19 protein-coding genes are annotated in these 19,176 nt (G+C 69.3%); 8 read left to right on the top strand and 11 right to left on the bottom strand.

Annotated elements, in window-relative coordinates:
* Window positions 1–94 precede the first annotated feature (94 nt).
* Window positions 95–1,243, top strand: coding sequence for an FHA domain-containing protein (locus WH85_RS32070; protein ID WP_045745810.1), 1,149 nt, complete (start codon window positions 95–97; stop codon window positions 1,241–1,243).
* A gap of 210 nt (window positions 1,244–1,453) precedes the next feature.
* On the opposite strand, the gene WH85_RS32075 is transcribed toward WH85_RS32070, so the two are convergent.
* The 6 genes from WH85_RS32075 to WH85_RS32100 form a co-directional block, all read right to left on the bottom strand.
* The gene (locus WH85_RS32075; RefSeq protein ID WP_157411343.1) at window positions 1,454–2,155 is read right to left on the bottom strand and encodes a hypothetical protein; all 702 of its coding nucleotides are present in this window, start codon (window positions 2,153–2,155) and stop codon (window positions 1,454–1,456) included.
* A complete protein-coding gene (locus WH85_RS32080; RefSeq protein ID WP_083449410.1) occupies window positions 2,152–2,694 on the bottom strand; it encodes a SigE family RNA polymerase sigma factor in 543 nt (180 codons plus the stop codon). Before WH85_RS32080 ends, WH85_RS32075 begins: the two co-directional genes overlap by 4 nt.
* A 46-nt stretch (window positions 2,695–2,740) precedes the next feature.
* Window positions 2,741–3,958, bottom strand: coding sequence for an ornithine--oxo-acid transaminase (gene rocD, locus WH85_RS32085; protein ID WP_045745812.1), 1,218 nt, complete (start codon window positions 3,956–3,958; stop codon window positions 2,741–2,743).
* Entirely contained in the window at window positions 3,955–4,752 is a 798-nt protein-coding gene (gene ddaH / locus WH85_RS32090; protein ID WP_045745813.1) for a dimethylargininase, read from the bottom strand. The genes rocD and ddaH overlap by 4 nt, the downstream gene beginning before the upstream one ends.
* Window positions 4,753–5,010: 258 nt before the next feature.
* The gene (locus WH85_RS32095; RefSeq protein ID WP_052720967.1) at window positions 5,011–5,616 is read right to left on the bottom strand and encodes a DUF4190 domain-containing protein; all 606 of its coding nucleotides are present in this window, start codon (window positions 5,614–5,616) and stop codon (window positions 5,011–5,013) included.
* A 121-nt stretch (window positions 5,617–5,737) separates the two neighbouring features.
* On the bottom strand, window positions 5,738–6,340 hold the full coding sequence (locus tag WH85_RS32100) for an ATP-dependent Clp protease proteolytic subunit (RefSeq protein WP_045745814.1): 603 nt from the start codon (window positions 6,338–6,340) through the stop codon (window positions 5,738–5,740).
* A 167-nt stretch (window positions 6,341–6,507) separates the two neighbouring features.
* Between WH85_RS32100 and WH85_RS32105 the strand changes: the two genes are divergently transcribed.
* Window positions 6,508–7,341: an Fpg/Nei family DNA glycosylase gene (locus WH85_RS32105; protein WP_045745815.1), complete on the top strand. Its 834-nt coding sequence runs from the start codon at window positions 6,508–6,510 to the stop codon at window positions 7,339–7,341.
* 30 nt (window positions 7,342–7,371) lie between these two features.
* On the opposite strand, the gene WH85_RS49190 is transcribed toward WH85_RS32105, so the two are convergent.
* The gene (locus WH85_RS49190; RefSeq protein WP_063775563.1) at window positions 7,372–8,778 is read right to left on the bottom strand and encodes a polysaccharide deacetylase family protein; all 1,407 of its coding nucleotides are present in this window, start codon (window positions 8,776–8,778) and stop codon (window positions 7,372–7,374) included.
* A gap of 191 nt (window positions 8,779–8,969) precedes the next feature.
* On the bottom strand, window positions 8,970–10,127 hold the full coding sequence (locus tag WH85_RS32115) for a carboxylate-amine ligase (protein ID WP_045745816.1): 1,158 nt from the start codon (window positions 10,125–10,127) through the stop codon (window positions 8,970–8,972).
* A gap of 144 nt (window positions 10,128–10,271) precedes the next feature.
* On the opposite strand from WH85_RS32115, the gene WH85_RS32120 reads away from it, so the two are divergent.
* A complete protein-coding gene (locus tag WH85_RS32120) occupies window positions 10,272–11,645 on the top strand; it encodes a carbohydrate-binding protein (protein WP_045745817.1) in 1,374 nt (457 codons plus the stop codon).
* 318 nt (window positions 11,646–11,963) lie between these two features.
* Window positions 11,964–13,166, top strand: a complete 1,203-nt coding sequence (locus WH85_RS32125; protein ID WP_045745818.1) for a chitinase — start codon at window positions 11,964–11,966, stop codon at window positions 13,164–13,166.
* A gap of 10 nt (window positions 13,167–13,176) precedes the next feature.
* On the opposite strand, the gene WH85_RS32130 is transcribed toward WH85_RS32125, so the two are convergent.
* Complete coding sequence (locus WH85_RS32130; protein WP_157411344.1) at window positions 13,177–13,833, bottom strand: DedA family protein; 657 nt, start codon at window positions 13,831–13,833, stop codon at window positions 13,177–13,179.
* A gap of 161 nt (window positions 13,834–13,994) precedes the next feature.
* Here WH85_RS32130 and WH85_RS32135 point away from each other — a divergent pair, with 161 nt between their 5' ends.
* The 4 genes from WH85_RS32135 to WH85_RS32150 are packed head-to-tail and all read left to right on the top strand — an operon-like array spanning window position 13,995 to window position 18,354.
* The gene (locus tag WH85_RS32135; protein WP_045745820.1) at window positions 13,995–15,641 is read left to right on the top strand and encodes an alpha-amylase family protein; all 1,647 of its coding nucleotides are present in this window, start codon (window positions 13,995–13,997) and stop codon (window positions 15,639–15,641) included.
* A gap of 35 nt (window positions 15,642–15,676) precedes the next feature.
* Window positions 15,677–16,435, top strand: coding sequence for a 3-oxoacyl-ACP reductase FabG (gene fabG / locus WH85_RS32140; RefSeq protein WP_045745821.1), 759 nt, complete (start codon window positions 15,677–15,679; stop codon window positions 16,433–16,435).
* A gap of 48 nt (window positions 16,436–16,483) precedes the next feature.
* Window positions 16,484–16,891 (top strand): hypothetical protein, encoded by a 408-nt coding sequence (locus tag WH85_RS32145; RefSeq protein ID WP_245674183.1) that lies wholly within the window; start codon window positions 16,484–16,486, stop codon window positions 16,889–16,891.
* The gene (locus WH85_RS32150) at window positions 16,888–18,354 is read left to right on the top strand and encodes a glutathionylspermidine synthase family protein (RefSeq protein ID WP_245674184.1); all 1,467 of its coding nucleotides are present in this window, start codon (window positions 16,888–16,890) and stop codon (window positions 18,352–18,354) included. Before WH85_RS32145 ends, WH85_RS32150 begins: the two co-directional genes overlap by 4 nt.
* Before the next feature lie 7 nt (window positions 18,355–18,361).
* On the opposite strand, the gene WH85_RS32155 is transcribed toward WH85_RS32150, so the two are convergent.
* Window positions 18,362–18,793 (bottom strand): hypothetical protein, encoded by a 432-nt coding sequence (locus WH85_RS32155; RefSeq protein ID WP_045745824.1) that lies wholly within the window; start codon window positions 18,791–18,793, stop codon window positions 18,362–18,364.
* Entirely contained in the window at window positions 18,786–19,151 is a 366-nt protein-coding gene (locus WH85_RS32160) for a hypothetical protein (RefSeq protein WP_052720968.1), read from the bottom strand. The genes WH85_RS32155 and WH85_RS32160 overlap by 8 nt, the downstream gene beginning before the upstream one ends.
* Window positions 19,152–19,176: the final 25 nt, after the last annotated feature.

A 19,176-nucleotide genomic window follows, 5' to 3' on the forward strand; every position in this document is an offset into this window, starting at 1 on the left:
CAAACGGACGGATGGCCGCCGCCCGGGTTTCCGTGCCGATCATGTCCGGGGCATGATGGCCAGGCAACAGCGCGCGAAACCAGGGGGAGGACTCGTGAGATTCGAGGTCAGCAAGGTCCTCGATGCCATTGAGGTCCGGCTCACCACCGACCCGGCACTCGCCCGGGCCGTGGTCGACTTGTCGGAAGTCGTCCGTTACGCCGATCTCGACGGCGGCCGCCCGGCGAGCCTCGTGCGCCTCGGCCTGCTGGTCGACGCGCTCGGCCGCTACGTCTCCGAGGAGAACGTCCCGGTCTACGTGATAACCCCGCGAAGCCTGATCTCGGACACCGACCTCACCTCCAACGAGCGCATGGTCGTGCGCCGCTGGGCCGACGACGGCAAGATCGAGGTGGTTCCGCAGATCGAGGACCGGGTTCTCGAGGTGGCTGAACTGCTCGGCCTGCCGGTGCTCACCCGCGACCGCGAGGACCGCCACCGGGCCCGCCGCCCATGGGTGTCCGAGCCCGGCCGTCTCCTCGCGCTGGTCTCCGCCCAGGGCGGGCCGACCCTGGTCGCCCGGGTCGGCCGCGGTGAGCTGGTCCCGCCCGCACCCCGGTCCCCGCTCGGTGAGCGCCTGCTCTCCCGGGTGTGGAGCTGCCCCGCGCCGAACTGCAACGTCTACGGCAGCGGCGGCGACCCGGACAGCCCGTTCGCCGACATGCGCACCTACACCAGCCCGGTCTCCCAGCCGCCGCCCACGCTGCGCTCCGGCACGCCGAGCTGCCCGCGGCACGGCGACCGTCTGCGCGACGCCGGCCCGCGTCCGGCGACCGAGGTCTTCTCGGTGCGGATCGACGGCGTGATCCGTCAGCGTTTCGTGGTCTCCGAGGACAAGCCGACGATCATCGGCCGGGCTCCGGACGGCGAGGGCAACGTCATGCTGGGCCAGTGGCTGACCGACGACGCCCGCAAGTGGATCAGCCGCGGCCACGCGCGCCTCACCCTGCGCAACGGCGAGATCGTGGTCAAGGACATCAGCACCAACGGCACCGGCATCCGCCCCGGCACCTTCGACGACAACCACCGCATCCACCTGAAGCAGAACGAGGCCCGTGCCCTCGCTCAGGAGGACCTGGTCGAGCTTTACGCGGACGTGCTGGTGGGCCGCTCGCACCTGTGGGCGTCCGGCGGCGTCGTCCAGCCCGAGTCGGTGATGGGCGAGGCTCCGACCATGGCCTTCCGGCCGGTCGGCAGACCCTAGAACCTTCCTTCGGGGGTACGCCCACACCCCCTTCAGAAGCACCGGATCCGTCCCGGAGCAGTCCTACGGATCCGGTGCTTCCGTGTCTTGACCACAGGCATGAGCCGCCGGCCGGGTGCGGCCGGAAGCCGCACCCGGCCGGGCGCCGCGAGCCGGTGAACGGCCCGGTCTGCTCCTGTGGTGGGTGTGGGCGTACCAGCGAAAAGATCTTCAGCCGACGCCCTGGAGGGCTCCCGGGTGGACGTGGACGCCGCTGGTCAGCTCGACCATCCGGTCCTGGCCCATGCCGAGTCCCGCGTCGAACTGCACGATCAGCCAGATTCCGGACGGCTGCTCGAGCCACACCGCCCAGCCGGTGTCCCCGTCCGGATCCGCGGCGGGCTGTCCCGGGATCATGGCGGGCAGACTCTTGAGGAGGAGGCCGGTGCGGTCGCCGATGGTGACCTCGGTGCCCGGCCGGGACGGGCCGTTCTGGTCCTTCGACTCCAGCATGATCAGGATGCGGGGGACGGCGTGCGCCGCGTCGGTGGACGGGCTGATCCCCTTCGCCCGCTCCGGGGCCATGACCAGGCCGTGATCGTCTTGGGACTCGATGAACCAGCCGGCCGGCACCTTGTCGATGGTGAAGCCCTTCGGCTGGGTGCCCTGGTAGGCGACCAGGTCCACCGCCGTCACCGCGGCCGGCGGCGCGGCAGCGGTCGGACCCTGCGGCCCGGCGCCGACCCCGCCGCCCGGCACCGTGAACGCGGCGACCAGCGCGGCGGCTCCGAACACCGCACCGAGGGTCGCCTGGACGGTACGCCGCTGGCGCTTCGCGTGGCGCCCGCGCAGGATGTCCTCGTCGACCTGGCCGTCGGCGACCGGTACGACCGGGCCGGCGATCTCCTCGAGATGACTACGCAGATCCATCATGATTTCGCTCCTTCGGGGATGGGTGTGACGGTGGATTCGAGGGCGGTGCGCAGGCGGTCGAGCCCGCGCGAGGTCTGACTCTTGACCGTGCCCTCCGAGCAGCCGAGGGCGTGCGCCGTCTCGGCGACGTCGAGGTCGTGGAAGTAGCGGAAGACGACGGCGGCCCGCATCCGGGGCGGCAGTTCGCGCAGGGCCTGCCGGATCGCCTGGCCGGCCGGGTCGGCGGCGGTCTCGGCGGGTGCCCGGTCGGGGATGTCCGCGACGGGCTGCTCACGGCGGCGCCAGACCCGGCGGCGTTCGTCGATCAGCGCGTTGACCAGTGATCGGCGGATGTACGCGTCAGCGTTGCCGGCGCGCCGGAAGGCGGTCCAGTTGAGGTACAGCCGGGTGAGTGTGGTCTGCACGAGATCCTCGGCCAGATGCGAATCGCCGGCGGCCAGCAGTACTGCGGTACGCAGCATGCCGGGCCGCCGGCGGGTCACCAGCTCGTGGTATTCGGTCTCGCGCTCGGATCTCTCGGAGCCTCGATGGTCTTTCACGCCTCGAAGACGGATTCACGATCCGCCGGGTTGCACGCGGAGCGGGTCAGTTTCCGGCGAGGACGGCGGCGAACTCCGTCAATGCGTGATCCAGGTCGGCCTCGGTGATGACCAGCGGCGGGGCGAGACGGATCGTGGAGCCGTGCGTGTCCTTGGCCAGGATGCCGCGGGCGGCCAGCCGTTCGCAGGCCTGCCGGCCGGTCATCAGGGCCGGGTCGATGTCGACGCCCGCCCAGAGGCCCCGTCCGCGGACCGCCACCACGCCCTCGCCGATCAGTGCCTCGAGACCGCTGATCAGGCGTTCGCCGAGCGCGGCGGAGCGTTCCTGGAACTCGCCGGTGCGCAGCAGGGCGACCACCTCGGCGCCGACCGCGCAGGCCAGCGGGTTGCCGCCGAACGTCGATCCGTGCTCGCCGGGCTTGAGCACCCCGAGCACGTCGCGGTCGGCGGCGACGGCGGAGACCGGCACGATGCCGCCGCCGAGCGCCTTGCCGAGAACATACATGTCGGGGGTGACGTTCTCGTGCTCGATCGCGAAGGTGCGGCCGGTCCGCCCGAGGCCGGACTGGATCTCGTCGGCGATCAGCAGCACGTTCTGGAGGGTGCACAGTTCGCGGACCTCGCCGAAGTACCCGGCCGGCGGCACCAGAACGCCCGCCTCGCCCTGGATGGGCTCGAGCAGTACCGCCACCGTGTTCGGGGTGATCGCCGCGGCCAGCGCCGCCGGATCACCGTAGGGGACCACTACGAAGCCGGGCGTGTACGGACCGAAATCGGCATGTGCATCCGGATCGGTGGAGAAACTGACGATCGTGGTGGTACGCCCGTGGAAGTTGCCCGCCGCCACGATGATCTCGGCCTGGCCGTCCGGGACGCCCTTGACCCGGTAACCCCACTTGCGGGCCACCTTGATCGCGGTCTCCACGGCTTCGGCGCCGGTGTTCATCGGCAGCACCAGGTCCTTGCCACACAGTTCGGCCAGGCCCTGGCAGAACTCGGCGAACCGGTCGTGCACGAACGCCCGGCTGGTCAGCGTGATCCGGTCGAGCTGGGCGTGCGCGGCGGCGATCAGTCCCGGGTGCCGGTGACCGAAGTTGAGGGCCGAGTATCCGGCCAGGCAGTCCAGGTAGCGCCGGCCGTCGACGTCGGTGACCCAGGCGCCCTCGCCGGACGCGACGACCACCGGCAGCGGGTGGTAGTTGTGCGCCGTCCACTTCTCGGCGTCTTCCAGCGCACCGGCAGTGCGGAATTCCACGGTCGTCACGAACGCACCTCCAGAGTGCAGCACTTGGGTCCGCCGCCTGCCTTGCGCAGTTCGGACAGGTCGACGCCGACCGGCTTGTAACCGGCGCGGCGCAGGTCGGCGGCGAGGGTGACGGCCTGCTCGGGCAGGACGACGGTGCGGCCGTCGCTGACCGCGTTGAGGCCGAGAACGGCCGCGTCCTCCGGCGTTGCGATGATCGCATTCGGGAAGAGGCGGCGGAGTACGGATTGCGAACCCGGGGAGAAGGCCGCGGGCAGGTACGCCACATTGGTCTCGTCCAGCACACACAGCGCGGTGTCCAGGTGGTAGTACGCCGGGTCGACCAGCTGCAGGGTGATCACCGGACGTTCCAGGATCTCCTGGGTCTCGGCGTGGGCCGCGTGTGAGGTGCGGAACCCGGTGCCGGCGAGCAGGACGTCCCCGGCGAGCAGGATGTCGCCCTCGCCCTCGTTGGTGTGCTTGGGGTCGTGGACCTCGAAGCCCCGTTCCCGGAACCACGAGGCGTACGCCGGGGCCTCGTCGGCCCGTTCCGCGTCGCGGAACTGCACCCCCAGCACCCGGCCGTCGACCACGGTCGCGCCGTTGGCGGCGAAGACCATGTCGGGCAGTCCGGGAAGCGGCTCGATCTCGTCGACGGTGTGTCCCAGGTCGACGAAGACGCGGCGCAGGTTCTCCCACTGGCTGACGGCCAGCGCGTTGTCGTAAGGCGCCGTCGGGTCCATCCACGGATTGATCCGGTAGGTGACCGCGAAGTGGGTGGGCCGGCACATCAGGTATCGGCGCGTGAACGTCATGAAAGAAAACGTAGGCGTGATCCAGTTGCGGGGACCCCCGATCAACCATGCGTCGGGTGGCTGATCGTTGCGTGATAGCCGCAGCTCACGACGATTCGTTGCACAGCCATCGGGGGGACGGCGAACCGCCGTCCCCCCGAGTGCCAGGGTGACTTCCGGCGAACCGCCGGAGCAATTTCGGGGCGGGCCGACTCTCGTCGCCCCGGTTCCGAGGGGTGGGCCGTCAGCGTATCGCCGCGGCTGTATGTCACATACCCGTCAGATTCGGTTTTCAAACTGTGCGTCGAGCCACTCACGCACCGTCGTCGCGGAGTTCGTGTCGGTGCCGAGCCAGTAGAGTTGGCCGGTCAGGGCCAGCACGCCGACGACGATCGCGGCGATCGCGAGCACCATGGCGACCAGCGCGTCGGTCTTGCCGGCGACGTGCCGCTTGCGGGTGGCGTACAGGCCGGTCACCGACAGGATCAGGGCGGCCGAGGCGACCCCGATGCCATAGCCGATCAGCGGTCCGGAGAGCACCAGCAGGGCACCGGCCACGGCCAGCACCAGGCTGACGGTGGCGAGCAGGCTGGCCCGCGGCTTGCGGTCGGCGACCGGGGTGGGCGGGGCTGCCGGGCGGTCGGTGACGGCTGTGGCGCGCTCGCGCTCGGTGACGGCGGCGGCGCGCTCGCGCTCGGTGCGAACCGGCGGGATGGTGGTCGTCGTCTTCGTGTCGTCGCGGCGCGGGGTGACCGCCGGACGATCCTCGGGCTTGGTGGTGACGGCGGTGGGGCGCTCGCCGGGCTTGGTGGTGACCGCCGTGGGCCGCTCGTCGGCGGTGGGGCTGTCGGCCGTGCCCGGGCGGGAGAAGGTAGGAATCCTCACGTCGGAACCTCCTTGGCGGGGGTTTGATCACGCATTCTCGGGGGACGTCGCTTCCTATACCCCCGGAAAGCAGAAACGACACGAAGGGCGGGATCGCCCTTCGTGTCGTCTCCGAGGTGATCTAGACGATCGAGCCCACGTGCACGTCGCTCGTCCGCGCGATCACGTGGTCGACCAGGCCGTACTCCTTGGCCTGCTGGGCGGTGAACCAGCGGTCACGGTCGGAGTCGCGCTCGATCTCCTCCGGCGTGTGCCCGGAGTGGAAGGCGATCCGCTCGTTCATCACCGTCTTGATGTGCAGCATGCTCTCGGCCTGGATGGCGATGTCGGCCGCGGTGCCGCCGATGCCGCCGGAGAGCTGGTGCATCATCACGCGGGCGTGCGGCAGTGCGTAACGCTTGCCGGGGGTGCCGGCGCAGAGCAGGAACTGCCCCATCGAGGCGGCCATGCCCATCGCGATCGTGGCCACGTCGTTCTTGATGTACTGCATCGTGTCGTACACCGCCATGCCGGCGCTGATCGAGCCGCCGGGCGAGTTGATGTACAGGGAGATGTCCTTCTCCGAGTCCTCGGAGGCGAGCAGGAGCATCTGGGCGCAGATGCGGTTGGTCACCTCGTCGTTGACCTCGCTGCCGAGGAAGATGATCCGCTCCCGCAGGAGCCGCTCGAACACCTGGTCGTCGAAGGTGGCCCCGCCACCACGCATGGTCGGTTCAGAAGTCATGTGCCCACCCTCTCGCATTCCGCGGTACAACTGCTCCACCCTCTCCCAGCGGAGCGCAGGATCCCAGTGATTCCCCTCAGGGCGAATCCGCTGAGGGCAGAATGCCACCCCAGTGGCGCTGATCACGCCGAATCGGCGGCGCCCCGGCCGGCGGATAGCTTTGTCGCGTGCCCGAGGGACATACCATTCACCGCCTGGCCGCCCGCCATCGCGAGATCTTCGCCGGACACCCGGTGGCGGTGAGCAGCCCGCAGGGGCGTTTCGCCGCGGGCGCCGCGCTGATCGACGGCCGTGTGCTGCGCGACACCGAGGCCTACGGCAAGCATCTGCTGCACCACTTCGACGACGACCGGACCCTGCACGTCCATCTGGGTCTCTACGGCAAGTTCGCGGAGGGGACCCCGCCGCTGCCGGACCCGGTCGGGCAGGTCCGGATGCGGATGTCCGGCGCCGGGCACTGGCTGGATCTGCGTGGGCCGACCGCCTGCGAGGTGCTGGAGCCGCCCGCGGTGGACGCGCTGCGTTCCCGGCTGGGCGCCGACCCGCTGCGCGACGACGCGGATCCGGAGCGGGCCTTCCCCCGTCTGCGGTCGAGCACCAAGCCGCTGCCGGCGCTGCTGATGGACCAGTCCATCGTGGCGGGTTGCGGCCTCATCTACGCCAACGAGGTGTTGTTCCGGGCCGGCCTGTCGCCGCGGACCCCGGGCACCGCGCTCGACCGGGCGCGCTGGACGGCGATCTGGGACGACCTGCGGGCGCTGATGAAGGAGGGCGTGGTGCGCGGGCGCATCGACACGGTGCACACCGAGCACACGCCGGAGGCGATGCGGCGGGCGCCGCGGGTGGACCGGCACGGCGGCGAGGTCTATGTCTACCGCCGCTCCGGGCAGCCCTGCCTGGTCTGCGGCACGCCGGTGACGACGGGCGAGATGGCCGGCCGCAACATCTACTGGTGCGCGACCTGCCAGCCGGAGCCGCCGACGAGAAAGGGCCGCGGCTGAGACAGCCACGGCCCTTTCACCAGAGGTGACTCAGGGCGTGGAGACCTGGAGGGTCGTCCCGTCCGTCGTGACCGGTGACGCCGACCCGCTCGGGCTCGGTGCCACGGTGCCGGGCGAGGTGCTCGGCGTGCTCGGCTCCGGGGACGCGGGCGTCTCCGGGGTCTCGCCGCTCTGCTGTTCGCCGGGGATGCCGATCTCGAAGTTGGCGGCCAGCCACGGGAGCAGCTTCTCGTACGCCTTGATGGTCCCCGGCTGGTTGAAGTCGTGCGAGAGCACGATCGACCCCTGCCGGGTCTCCTTCTTGACGATCGAGATGATCCGCTTGATCCGCTGGGCGTCGCTCTCGCCGTCCGGGTGGTCCCAGTCGCGCGGGTCGACCTCCCAGTAGAGCGAGGTCTGCCCGTTGGCGTACGCCGTCTTCACCAGACGGTCGGTGAAGTTGCCGCCCGGGGCGCGGAAGAACGGGATCTCCGCGTCCGGCACGGCGGCGCGGATCGCGGCGTCGGTCTTCTGCAGGTCCGCGGTGATGTTCGCGGCCTTCTTCTTACCGATGCTCAGGTCGTGGTTCCACGTGTGGTTGCACAGCACGTGGCCCTCGTCCACGATCTGCCGGACCAGGTCCGGGTGCCGCTGCGCCTGGGTGCCGACCAGGCAGAAGACCGCCTTCAACTGGTACGTGTCCAGCATCTTCAGGATCTTCGGCGTCTGCTCCGGGTCGGGGCCGTCGTCGAAGGTCAGCGCCACCACCGAGGATCCGGTGGTCTTCAGCGAGTCGTGTGGTCCGTCCCCTGCCGGGACGCTCACCTTCGCCGTCTCGGACGTCGCCGGACGTTCGGCGCTGCGGGACGGCTCGGGGGCGGGCGGGCTCGGGGCCTCGGTGGCGGCCGGCTGAGCCGGGACCGCGTCCGGGACCTCTTTCTCCGCGGGGACGGTCGCCGGTTTCTTCGCCGGCTGGCCGCTGATCCGCTCCGCGACGGCCTGGGCCGCCGCGTTCATCACGCTGGTGCTCTCGCCGTCCTTCTGCTGGAACGGCATGGCGGTGAGCAGCAGGCCGGCCGCGACGAGGGTCGCGAGCAGCAGCTGCGGTTTGTTCTTCGCGCTCTTCAGCAGTCCGTCGAATCGGCGGGCCGAGGGGGCGCGATGGGCTCCGCTCGAGGACCGGTAGGTGCCGGGGCGGTCGGTCGGCTGTGGCTGCCAGCGCGGACCGGTGTTCCCGCCCCTGCGGTTCTCGGAACGGTGACGCGCGGCGCGAGAGACGTACGCCGTGGCGTCGGGGTCGGCCGGTTGCCGCGGGAGCGGAACCGGCCGGGTTTTCGTGTCGGCGAGCCCGGCGACCGTGGTGTAGTCAGCCAGTGAATCCGGTCGCCGGTGCCGCCCGATCGGGGTGTTTTCGTCGCCGACTCGCGGCGATGAGTGTGGACTTCTGTGCGGCGGCATCCGTCATTGCTACCGTGCCGCAAGATCGAGCGCGATACCAAATCGGTCACCGTCGCATTACACAGAGAGATATCTGCATGTCACGACGGGTGGGAAAGATTTGTGTTTCCTGTGATCCCGACCCTTAGTGCATTGATGCAAGTCTCTTTATAGGTGGCTCTGGGTAATGGTATTCGTGGGATCGCTCCCACTCATTCTCCACCGCGGGTGGCGAGTGCCATCGCGTCGACCACGTCGCCGACCGTGGCACCCCGGGCGAGCATCGCCCGCTGGCGGGCCGCGCCGGTGCCCCGCTCCCGCAGCCGCTCCATCAGTGCGGTGACCGTCTCCAGATCGCCGTGTCGCTCGAGTTCCGGGCGTACGTAGTCGAAGAGCTGGCGCATCAGTCGCCAGGCCGGCCGGGCCTCCCGGGTGGCCATGTCGATGTTCATGCCCTCCAGGCCGTCGTGCGCGGCCCGCCAGTGCGCGGCCATCAGCAGCGGGTGCGGGACGTCCGGGGCCTCGGCGCCCGCCTGTACCTCGCGGACCAGGGTGGCGACCAGGGCCCGGGTGAGCGCGGCGAGAAGCATCGCGTCGTCCAGGGTCGGCGAGACGTCACCCATCCGGATCTCGACGGTGGGATACGTCGCGGAGAGCCGGGCGTACCAGTAGAGCATCCCCTCGTCGAGCATCGCCCCACTCGCCTGCAGGTCGGAGATGAGCGTCAGGTAGTGCTCGTGCGAGTGCAGGTACGGCGTGGGCCCCACGGTGGGCCAGCGCTCCCACATCATCGAGCGCCAGCTGGCGTACCCGGTGTCGCGGCCGCCGAACAGCGGGGAGTTCGCGGTGGCCGCCTGCAGGGTGGGCAGCCACGGGCGCAGGTGGTTGAGCACTTGGACGCCGGTCTCCGGGTCCGGGATGCTGACGTGCACGTGGGTGCCGCACATGCCCGGTCCGGGGGAGAGGTCGCCGTAGAAGTCGCGCATCCGGTGGTACCGCGGGTTGTCGACCAGGCGGGCGTTCGGGCCGGGCGCAGGTCCGGTGCCGACGGCGAGCAGGCGTGCGCCGGCCCGTCCGGCGGCGTCGGCCAGTCCGGACCGCAGCCCGCGCATGGCGGTGGTCAGCTCGCCCAGTTCCAGCTCCGGTGGGCTGGCCACCTCGATCTGGGTCCGGTAGTACTCGTGCTGCACGCTGTCACGCAGGTGGTCCGGCAGCTCCGCGAAGGTCTCCTCGACGGCCTCCACCGCGCGCGGTTCCACGGCGTCGACGAGTAGGTACTCCTCCTCGATCCCGAGGGTCAGCAGGTCGTTGCGTGCGGCTCTCGCGGCGAGCTCCTCGGAGATCACCGTTCCCTCGGTCGCTGTGTCCATGGCTCGTGCTTACCCGGAGCGTTTTCCCCGGAAACCGCGCCGCGACCTGCGAAAAGATAGGTATTGATCCATATTGACAACGATGCGAAACCGGCGTGAAACTTTCGGGAGAGCGCTCTCTCTGCTGAGAAAGGCGAATCCCCCATGTCTGATCCCCGTAGAACCGTGCGGCGGGCGGCCGTCGCGATGGCCGCGATGCTCGCGACCGCCGCCTCGATCACCGTCGTCACCCGTGCCGACGCGGCCGTCCCCACCGCCCCGGCCGGCATGACCACCGTCTTCAGCGACGACTTCACCGGTGCGTCCGGCACCGGCGTCAACACCACCAACTGGCGGTACAGCACCGGCACCGGATATCCCGGCGGCGCCGCCAACTGGGGCACCGGCGAGATCGAGACGATGACCAGCTCGACCGCGAACGTCTACCAGGACGGCACCGGCAACCTGGCCATCAAGCCGATCCGGGACGCGGCCGGCAACTGGACCTCCGGCCGCATCGAGACCCAGCGCACCGACTTCGCCGCCCCGGCCGGCGGCAGGATGCGCATCGAGAGCCGGATCTCGCAGCCCAACGTGACCGGGGCGGCCGCCGCCGGATACTGGCCGGCCTTCTGGGCACTGGGCGACGCGGCCCGGCCGGTCGGCGCGACCAACTGGCCGAGCATCGGCGAACTGGACATCCTGGAGAACGTCAACGGGCGGCCGAGCGTGTTCGCGGCCCTGCACTGCGGCACGAACCCCGGCGGCCCGTGCAACGAGTCCACCGGTCTGGGCAGCGGCGAGCGGGCCTGCACCGGCTGCCTCGGCAACTTCCACACGTACGCGATCGAGTACGACCGCAGCACCTCGCCGGAGCAGCTGCGCTGGTACCTCGACGGGGTCAACTACTTCACCCTGAACTCGACCGTCGTGGACGCCACCACCTGGAACAACGCGACGCACCACGGGTTCTTCGTGATCCTGAACGTGGCGATGGGCGGCGGGTTCCCGGCGGCGTTCGGTGGCGGTCCCACCGCGGCGACCCAGTCCGGCGTGCCGATGCTGGTCGACTACGTGGCGGTCTACCAGTCGTCCGGTTCGTCGCCGACCACGCCGCCGCCGAGCGGGACCGGGCGGGACGCCTACTCGGTGATCGAGGCGGAGTCGTACAACGCGGCCTCCGGTGTCTCGCTGGAGACCAGTTCCGAGGGCGGCCAGAACGTCAGCTACATCGCGAACGGCGACTGGCTGCAGTACGACAACGTCGACTTCGGCACCGGCGGGGTGAAGGACTTCGTGGCCCGGGTGGCCTCCGGTGCGGCGACCGGCGTGAGTGGGCTGGTCGAGGTGCGGATCGACAGCCGGAGCAACGCGCCGATCGGCAGTTTCGCGCTCGGCGGCACCGGCGGCTGGCAGACCTGGCAGTCGATTCCGGGCAATATGTCCAATGTGTCCGGTAAGCACACGGTGTTCGTGACCTTCACGTCCGGGCAGTCCGCCGACTTCGTCAATCTCAACTGGTTCCAGTTCCGCCGGTAACCGGTCACTACCGGGACTATGGCCGCTGACCTGCGGTCATAGTCCCTTTTTTATATTTAAGGATGTTTAAGGTTCAGCCTCTTTACAGGAACTGTTAACAGTCTTAAAGATTGACTGTCATGAGGCTCTCCCGATCGGTGATCCTGACCACCCTCACCGCCCTGCCGACCGGGACGGCCGCGACCTGGGTGGCGGGGGACGCCGCGGCTGCGCGATGACCTGGTCCATCAACTGGGACGTCGGCAACGGCGACGGCAGGGCGAACACGATCTACCCCCACCTCGGCACCCTTCCCTGAATCCCCCTGGAGCGTTCCCCGTGAAACTCAGCAGAAAGATCGCCGTCGTCGCGGCGGTCGCGGCGACCGGAGCCTTCGCCGCGATCCTCCCGATGTCCGTCTCGAACGCGGCCACCGCCTGCGCGGGCGCCTGGACGTCGACGGCGGTGTACGTCAAGGACAACGTGGCCTCGCAGAACGGCCACAACTACACGGCGAAGTGGTGGACGCAGAACGAGGCGCCCGCCACCCACAGCGGGCAGTGGGACGTCTGGATCGACAACGGTGCCTGTGGCGGTGGCACCGACCCGACCACTCCGCCCACCACTTCGCCGACCACCCCGCCGACGACACCCCCGTCGACCGGCACGAAGATGGCGTCCGCGCCCTACATCTATCCGGGCTGGGGCAACCCGCCGGCGCCGGCTACGGTCGTCAACGCCACCGGCATCCGGGCGTTCACCATGGCGTTCGTGCTGGCGAACAACGGCTGCAACCCGGCGTGGGACGGCGAGACCGGCCTGACCGGCGGCGTCCACGCGAGCACCATCGCGGCCATCCGGGCGGCGGGGGCCGACGTGGTCCCGTCGATCGGCGGCTGGAGCGGCAACAAGCTCGGCCCGAACTGCGCGTCGGCGGAGGCGCTCGCCGGGGCGTACCAGAAGGTGATCGACGCTTTCGCCCTGACGGCCATCGACGTGGACATCGAGAACTCCGACGAGTTCGAGAACACCGTGGTCCAGGACCGGATCCTCGGCGCCCTGAAGATCATCAAGCAGAACAACCCGGGGGTGAAGACGATCCTCACCTTCGGCACCTCGACGACCGGCCCGAACTACTTCGGCACCCGGCTGATCCAGCAGGCCAAGGCGCTGAACGCGAACATCGACATCTTCACCCAGATGCCGTTCGACTTCAGTGGCGGCGCGGACATGTACGCCTCCACCGTCGGCGCCACCGAAGGCCTGAAGAACACGCTGAAGACCACCTTCGGGTACACCGACGCGCAGGCGTACGCGCACATCGGCATCTCCGGCATGAACGGTCTCTCCGACCAGCAGGAGGTCACCACGGTGGAGACCTGGACCCGCATCCGGGACTACGCGAAGAACAACGGGCTGGCCCGGTTCACCTTCTGGGCGGTCAACCGGGACCGCGGCTGCGCCGGTGGCGGCGTGGTCAGCGACTGCTCCGGCATCGCGCAGGACACCTGGGCGTTCACCCGGGTCAGCGCCGGTTTCTGACGCACGGTTCTCAGGCGCGGTCGTCCACCCGGGCGGCCGCGCCCCGGCGTTTACGGACCTTCCGGACCACCCACGAACCGATCATGAAGGCGAAGAACGCCCAGATCGCGTAGTCGAACCAGTGGCTGTACTTCTCCACGTCCTGCCAGCGGGAACCGAGCGCGTAGCCACCCCCGATGAACAGCGCGTTCCACACGCCGCTGCCGATCGCGGTGAAGAGGGCGAACTGCCCGATCGGCATCGCGTTGGCGCCGGCCGGGATGGAGACCAGGCTGCGGACCACCGGCGCGCAGCGTCCGAAGAGGACCGCGGCGCGCTCGTGCCGTTCGAACCAGCGGTCCGCCTTGTCCAGGTCGTCCAGGTCGACCAGCGGCAGCCGGTCCAGCCAGCGGCGCAACCGGTCCTCACCGAGACCCCGGCCCAGCCAGTAGAGCAGCAGTGCGCCGCCCAGCGCACCCAGCGTCGCGGTGATCCAGACCAGCACCAGGCCGACCCTGCCCTCGCTGGCCAGATAGCCCGCCATCGACAGCACGATCTCGCTGGGAATCGGCGGGATCAGGTTCTCCAGGGCGACCAGCAGGCCGACCCCGACCTCCCCGAACGAGTCGATCACCGAGGCGACCCACCCGGTCAGCCCACCGGCACTGCTGAGATCACTTTCCGCCATGCATATCCCTCCCCTTGACCGTTCCTCCTACCCCGATCGTCACCGGTGAACCGCGTTCCGCATACCGGACGACTTCCGCCGTGACTACGCAGGGCAGCCGTCCGGCGTACTCCCGGGGGAGTGACGTTTTGACGGCTGGGGACGCGGTCACTTAGAGGGGCATGAGTGACCGGTGGTACGAGAATGCAGTCGTCTACTGCCTGGACATCGACACTTTCGCCGACGCGAACGGCGACGGTGTCGGTGACATCCAGGGCCTGATCGGGAGGCTGGACTACCTGGCCAGGCTGGGGATCAACTGTCTGTGGCTGCACCCGATCCACCCGACGCCGGACCGCGACGACGGTTACGACGTCACCGACTTCTACGCCGTGGACCCGCGGTTCGGCACGCTCGGCGACTTCGCCGAACTGCTGCACCAGGCGGAGAACCGCGGCATCAAGGTGATCATCGACCTGGTGGTCAACCACACCTCCGACCAGCATCCGTGGTTCCAGTCGGCACGGAAGTCGGCGGACTCCCCGTACCGCGACTGGTTCGTCTGGAGCGAGACCGAGCCGTCCGACCGCAAGCAGGGCATGGTCTTCCCGGGTGAGCAGAACGAGACGTGGACCTACGACCGGACCGCGAAACTCTGGTACTACCACCGGTTCTACAAGTTCCAGCCGGACCTGAACATCAACAACCCGGCCGTCCGCGCCGAGATCAAGAAGATCTGCGCGTTCTGGCTGCAGCTCGGGGTGGCCGGCTTCCGGATGGACGCGGTGCCGTTCATCATCGAGCAGACCGAGCCGGGCAACCCGAACTCGCCGAAGGACATGGAGTTCCTCACCGAGCTGCGGCAGTTCGTGCAGTGGCGCAAGGGTGACGCGGTGCTGCTGGCCGAGGCCAATGTGGAGCCCGCCGAGCTGCCCAAGTTCTTCGGCGACGGCAACGGCTCCGGCAACCGGATCCACATGCTGTTCGACTTCCTGCTCAACGCCAAGCTGGTGCTCGCCCTGGCCCGGCAGGACCCGGAACAGATCATCGACGCGTTGCGGGACACCCCGACGCTTCCGGACGGCGGTCAGTGGGCCACGTTCCTGCGCAACCACGACGAGATCGACCTGTCGCGCCTGACCGCCGAGCAGCGCCAGGAGGTGTTCGAACAGTTCGGACCGGACGAGCGCATGCAGGTGTACGGGCGGGGCATCCGCCGTCGTCTGGCACCGATGCTGGGCAACGACCGCCGCCGCCTGGAACTGGCGTACGCGCTGCAGTTCAGCCTGCGCGGCACGCCGGTGCTGCGGTACGGCGAGGAGATCGGGATGGGGGACGACCTGGCGCTGGACGGGCGCGGCGCGATCCGTACCCCGATGCAGTGGTCGGTGCTGCCGAACGGCGGCTTCTCCTCGGCGGATCCGGCCGACCTGGTGCGCCCGGTGATCGACGACGGCGAGTACGGATATGAGCAGGTCAACGTCACCCGGCAGCGGCACGACACCCAGTCGCTGCTGTCCTGGTTCGAGCGGATGATCCGTACGCTGAAGGAGTCCCCGGAGATCGGCTCGGGGAGTTGCACGCACGTCGACCTGCCGGCGCCGCGGGGCGTGCTGGTGCACCGGGCCGACGCGCGGACCGGGACCATGCTGTTCGTGCACAACCTGTGCAAGGAGGCCGGCGAGATCGACCTCAGCAGCCTGGCCGAGGAGACCGAGTTCCCGAACGACGTGCTCGCCGACCAGGAGTACCCGGAACCCGGCGACCTCAGCAAGATCAGGGTCGAGGGCTACGGCTACCGGTGGATCAGAATGCGCAGAACCTTCTAAGGTCGCGTGGTAGCGAAGATCACACCGGAGGCGATATGTCAGAGAACAGCAGAGTGGCGGTAGTGACCGGTGCCGCCCGCGGTATCGGCGAGGCGATCGCCCTCAAGCTCGCCGCCGACGGCCTCGCGGTCGCGGTCGTCGATCTCGAGGAGGGCGGGTGTGCCAGCACGGTCACCGCCATCCACGACGCGGGTGGCACGGCCGTCGCGATCGGCGCGGACGTGTCCGATCCGGCCCAGGTCTCGGCGGCCGTCGAACGCATCGTCGCCGAGCTGGGGCCGCCGACCGTACTGGTCAACAACGCCGGTGTGCTGCGGGACAACCTGCTCTTCAAGATGACCGAGGACGACTGGGACACCGTGCTGGCGGTCCACCTGCGGGGCGCGTTCCTGTTCTCCCGGGCCGTGCAGAAACACATGGTCGACGCGGGGTTCGGGCGGATCGTCAGCCTGTCCAGCACGTCCGCGCTCGGCAACCGCGGGCAGGCGAACTACGCCGCGGCGAAGGCCGGCCTGCAGGGTTTCACCAAGACCCTGGCCATCGAACTCGGTAAGTTCGGGATCACCGCCAACGCGGTGGCCCCGGGCTTCATCGTGACCGACATGACCCGTGCCACCGCGGCCCGGATGGGTGTCGATTTCGGCGATTTCGAGAAGGCGACAGTGAGTCAGATCCCGGTCGGCCGGGCCGGTCGACCCGAAGATGTGGCGAACACCGTATCGTTCCTGGTCAGCGAAGGCGCGGGGTTCGTCTCGGGCCAGGTCGTCTATGTCGCCGGTGGTCCGCGGGACTGACACTGGCACCTTGCCGAGAAGGTTTACAAAGAAATCATGAACCGACGCATGAGCTCCCGAAGCGTGTCGTTGACCAGCACGTTCCTCCTGCTGGCCGCGGGCGGTGCGGCCGCCTGCGACAACGGCGGCGGCAACCAGTACGTGGACGAGGGTTTCTACTGCGCGGACGCCAACGGTGTCGTCGTCGACGAGGACTACTGCGACGACGACCGGGGCGGGAGCGGCGGCGGCGGTTTCTTCATCTGGCACTCGTCCGGATACAAGAAGGGCTACCCGGTCGGCAGCAGACTGCCGGCCGGGGGCAGCAAGTTCGCATACAACGACACCTCGTCGCGGACGAAGTTCGGCCTGCCCAGCAGCGGGAAGATCTCCAACGGCACGGTGAAGACCAGTGTGGTCGGCAAGGGCGGTAGCGGCACCAGCCGGTCCGGCTCCGGCACGAAATCGGGTGGATGACGATGCGGCGGATCGCGTACGGGCCGGTACGGGACGGCTGGCAGCTGACCAATTTCAGTCTCGGGCTGACGTACAACGACACCGAACTGCCGGACGGCACGATGCGGTCGTACTGGCAGGAGGGGCCGCACTACGACTTCACCGCCGCCGAGATCGAGGAGTTGGAGACCGCGACCTCGACCCTCTACGCGATGTGCCTCGAAGCCGGCGACTGGATGGTGCAGCAGTGCCCGCGACGCACCGCCGAGGGTCGTAAACAGGGCTTCTTCACGTCGGTCTGCAACGACGAGACGTGTTTCCTGTCCCGGATCGGCATCCCCGAGTACACCCACGAGCAGATCATCCGGACCTGGTTCGACGGCGACGCGGAGACGTGGACACACCACGACAAGGACCCGGACATGCGCCTGCCGATGCAGACGCCGGACTGGTCGCCGACCGTTTACGGTCGCTTCGACCTCTGGTACAACGGCGCCGGCAGCACCCCGCGGCTGCTCGAGTTCAACGCGCAGACCCCGACGTCACTGGTCGAGGCCGCCGTCATCCAGTGGCACTGGATGGACCAGACCGGCGTCACCCGGCACCCCTGGCGGCAGTGGAACTCGATCCACGAACGCCTGGTCGGCTGGGAGGCCGCCGACGGTGAGCCGGCCAACCCGGGCGCCTGGCGGCGCAACATCGGCAAGCTGCGCGAGGCACGGACCTGGCTCCCGGAGAAACCCAAGATCTTCTTCGCGTACGAGACGGCCGAGACGTCCGGTGAGGACCGGATGAACGTCGCCTACCTGATGGCCACCGCGGAGGAGGCCGGCTATCCGGTCGAACTGATCGCGATGAGCCAGATCGGCTGGGACGTGGCCGGCGACCGTGTGCTGTTCGTCCCGGCCCCCGGACAGGAACACCGCGCCGAACCGATCGACGTGATCTTCATGCTCTACCCGTGGGAGTGGTTCTGGCACGAGGAGGGCGGCAAGGCCTTCTTCCGGAACATGGCCGACCCGCAGAAACGCGGCACGGTCTGGATCGAGCCGCCGTACAAGGCCGCGCTGCTCGGCAACAAGGCGCTGCTGCCGGTGCTGTGGAGACTGTTCGGCGACGACCCGGAGCGGGGCCGGTACCTGCTGCCGTCCTACTTCGCGGAATCCTCGAAGGCGGCGGCGCTCACGTCGTACGCGAAGAAGCCGGTCTGGGGTCGTGAGGGCGGCTCGGTGACCCTGGTCCGTGACGGTGTGCCGCTCGTCGCCAACCCCTCGGAGTACGGCTCGGACGGGCGCTACATCGTCCAGGAGCTGTGCGAGCTGCCGGCCTTCGAGTCGCTGGAGGGCACCGCGCACCCGGTGATCGGTTCGTGGCTGATCGACGGTGAGCCGGCGGGCATGGGCATCCGCGAGGGCGTCGGCACGGAGGGCCTGGTCACCCGGGACTCCTGCAACTTCGTGCCGCACACCATCGAGGCCGGCTGACCGGGGATCAGGCCGCCGGGCGGTGGCGCCAGATCCACCAGAGGCCGACGAACGGCAGGACCAGCGGGACGTATCCGTAACCGCTGCCGAAGTGCGACCACACGGTGTCGTGCGGGAACGCGACGCTGTCGACGACGCTGAGCGTGCCGATCACCAGCACGCCGATCAGCTCCAGGGTGCAGCTGACCAGGGCGATCAGCCGGCCGCGCGTGCCGCCCACGGCGAGCCCGGCGGTGGCCGCGATGTAGATCGCGCCGGCCAGCGCGGACAGCAGGTAGGCGAGGGGCGCCTCGCTGAACTTGGTGCTGATCTGGACCAGGGCACGGGCGCTCGCGGAGAGCGCGAAGATGCCGTAGACCAGCAGCAGGACCCGGCCGAGGCCGGTGCCGAGGGCGGCGTCGCCGGGGCGGGCGGACTTGACGGGGGCGGTATCAGGCACCGGTCACCGACGCGATCTGCTGCAGACGCAGCACGAGAACGGGTAGGACGAGGCAGCCGATCCCGAGGATCAGACTGCCGAAACGGGTGGGCTCCATCTTGGCCAGCACCAGGGCGGTCGGCCCGAACCCGATGGTGGTGATCATGTAGCCGATGTAGGTCGTGGTGTCGGACGGCTGCTCCCCGGTCAGCAGGCCGGCGACCGCGACTCCGAGCAGCACCGTGACGAGGGCGCTGAGCAGACCGACGGCGATCAGGTCGGCGCGGCTGGGAGCGCGGTTCAGCGCGGACCGCAGGAGGTACCACGCCGCGAGGACGAGCGAGACGACGATGGTCGTCACCGACAGGGGACCGTTCACCCGGGAAAGGTTACTGATCCGTCGC

Origin of the sequence: Actinoplanes rectilineatus (assembly GCF_000962825.1) — a bacterium.
Taxonomy (GTDB): domain Bacteria; phylum Actinomycetota; class Actinomycetes; order Mycobacteriales; family Micromonosporaceae; genus Actinoplanes; species Actinoplanes rectilineatus.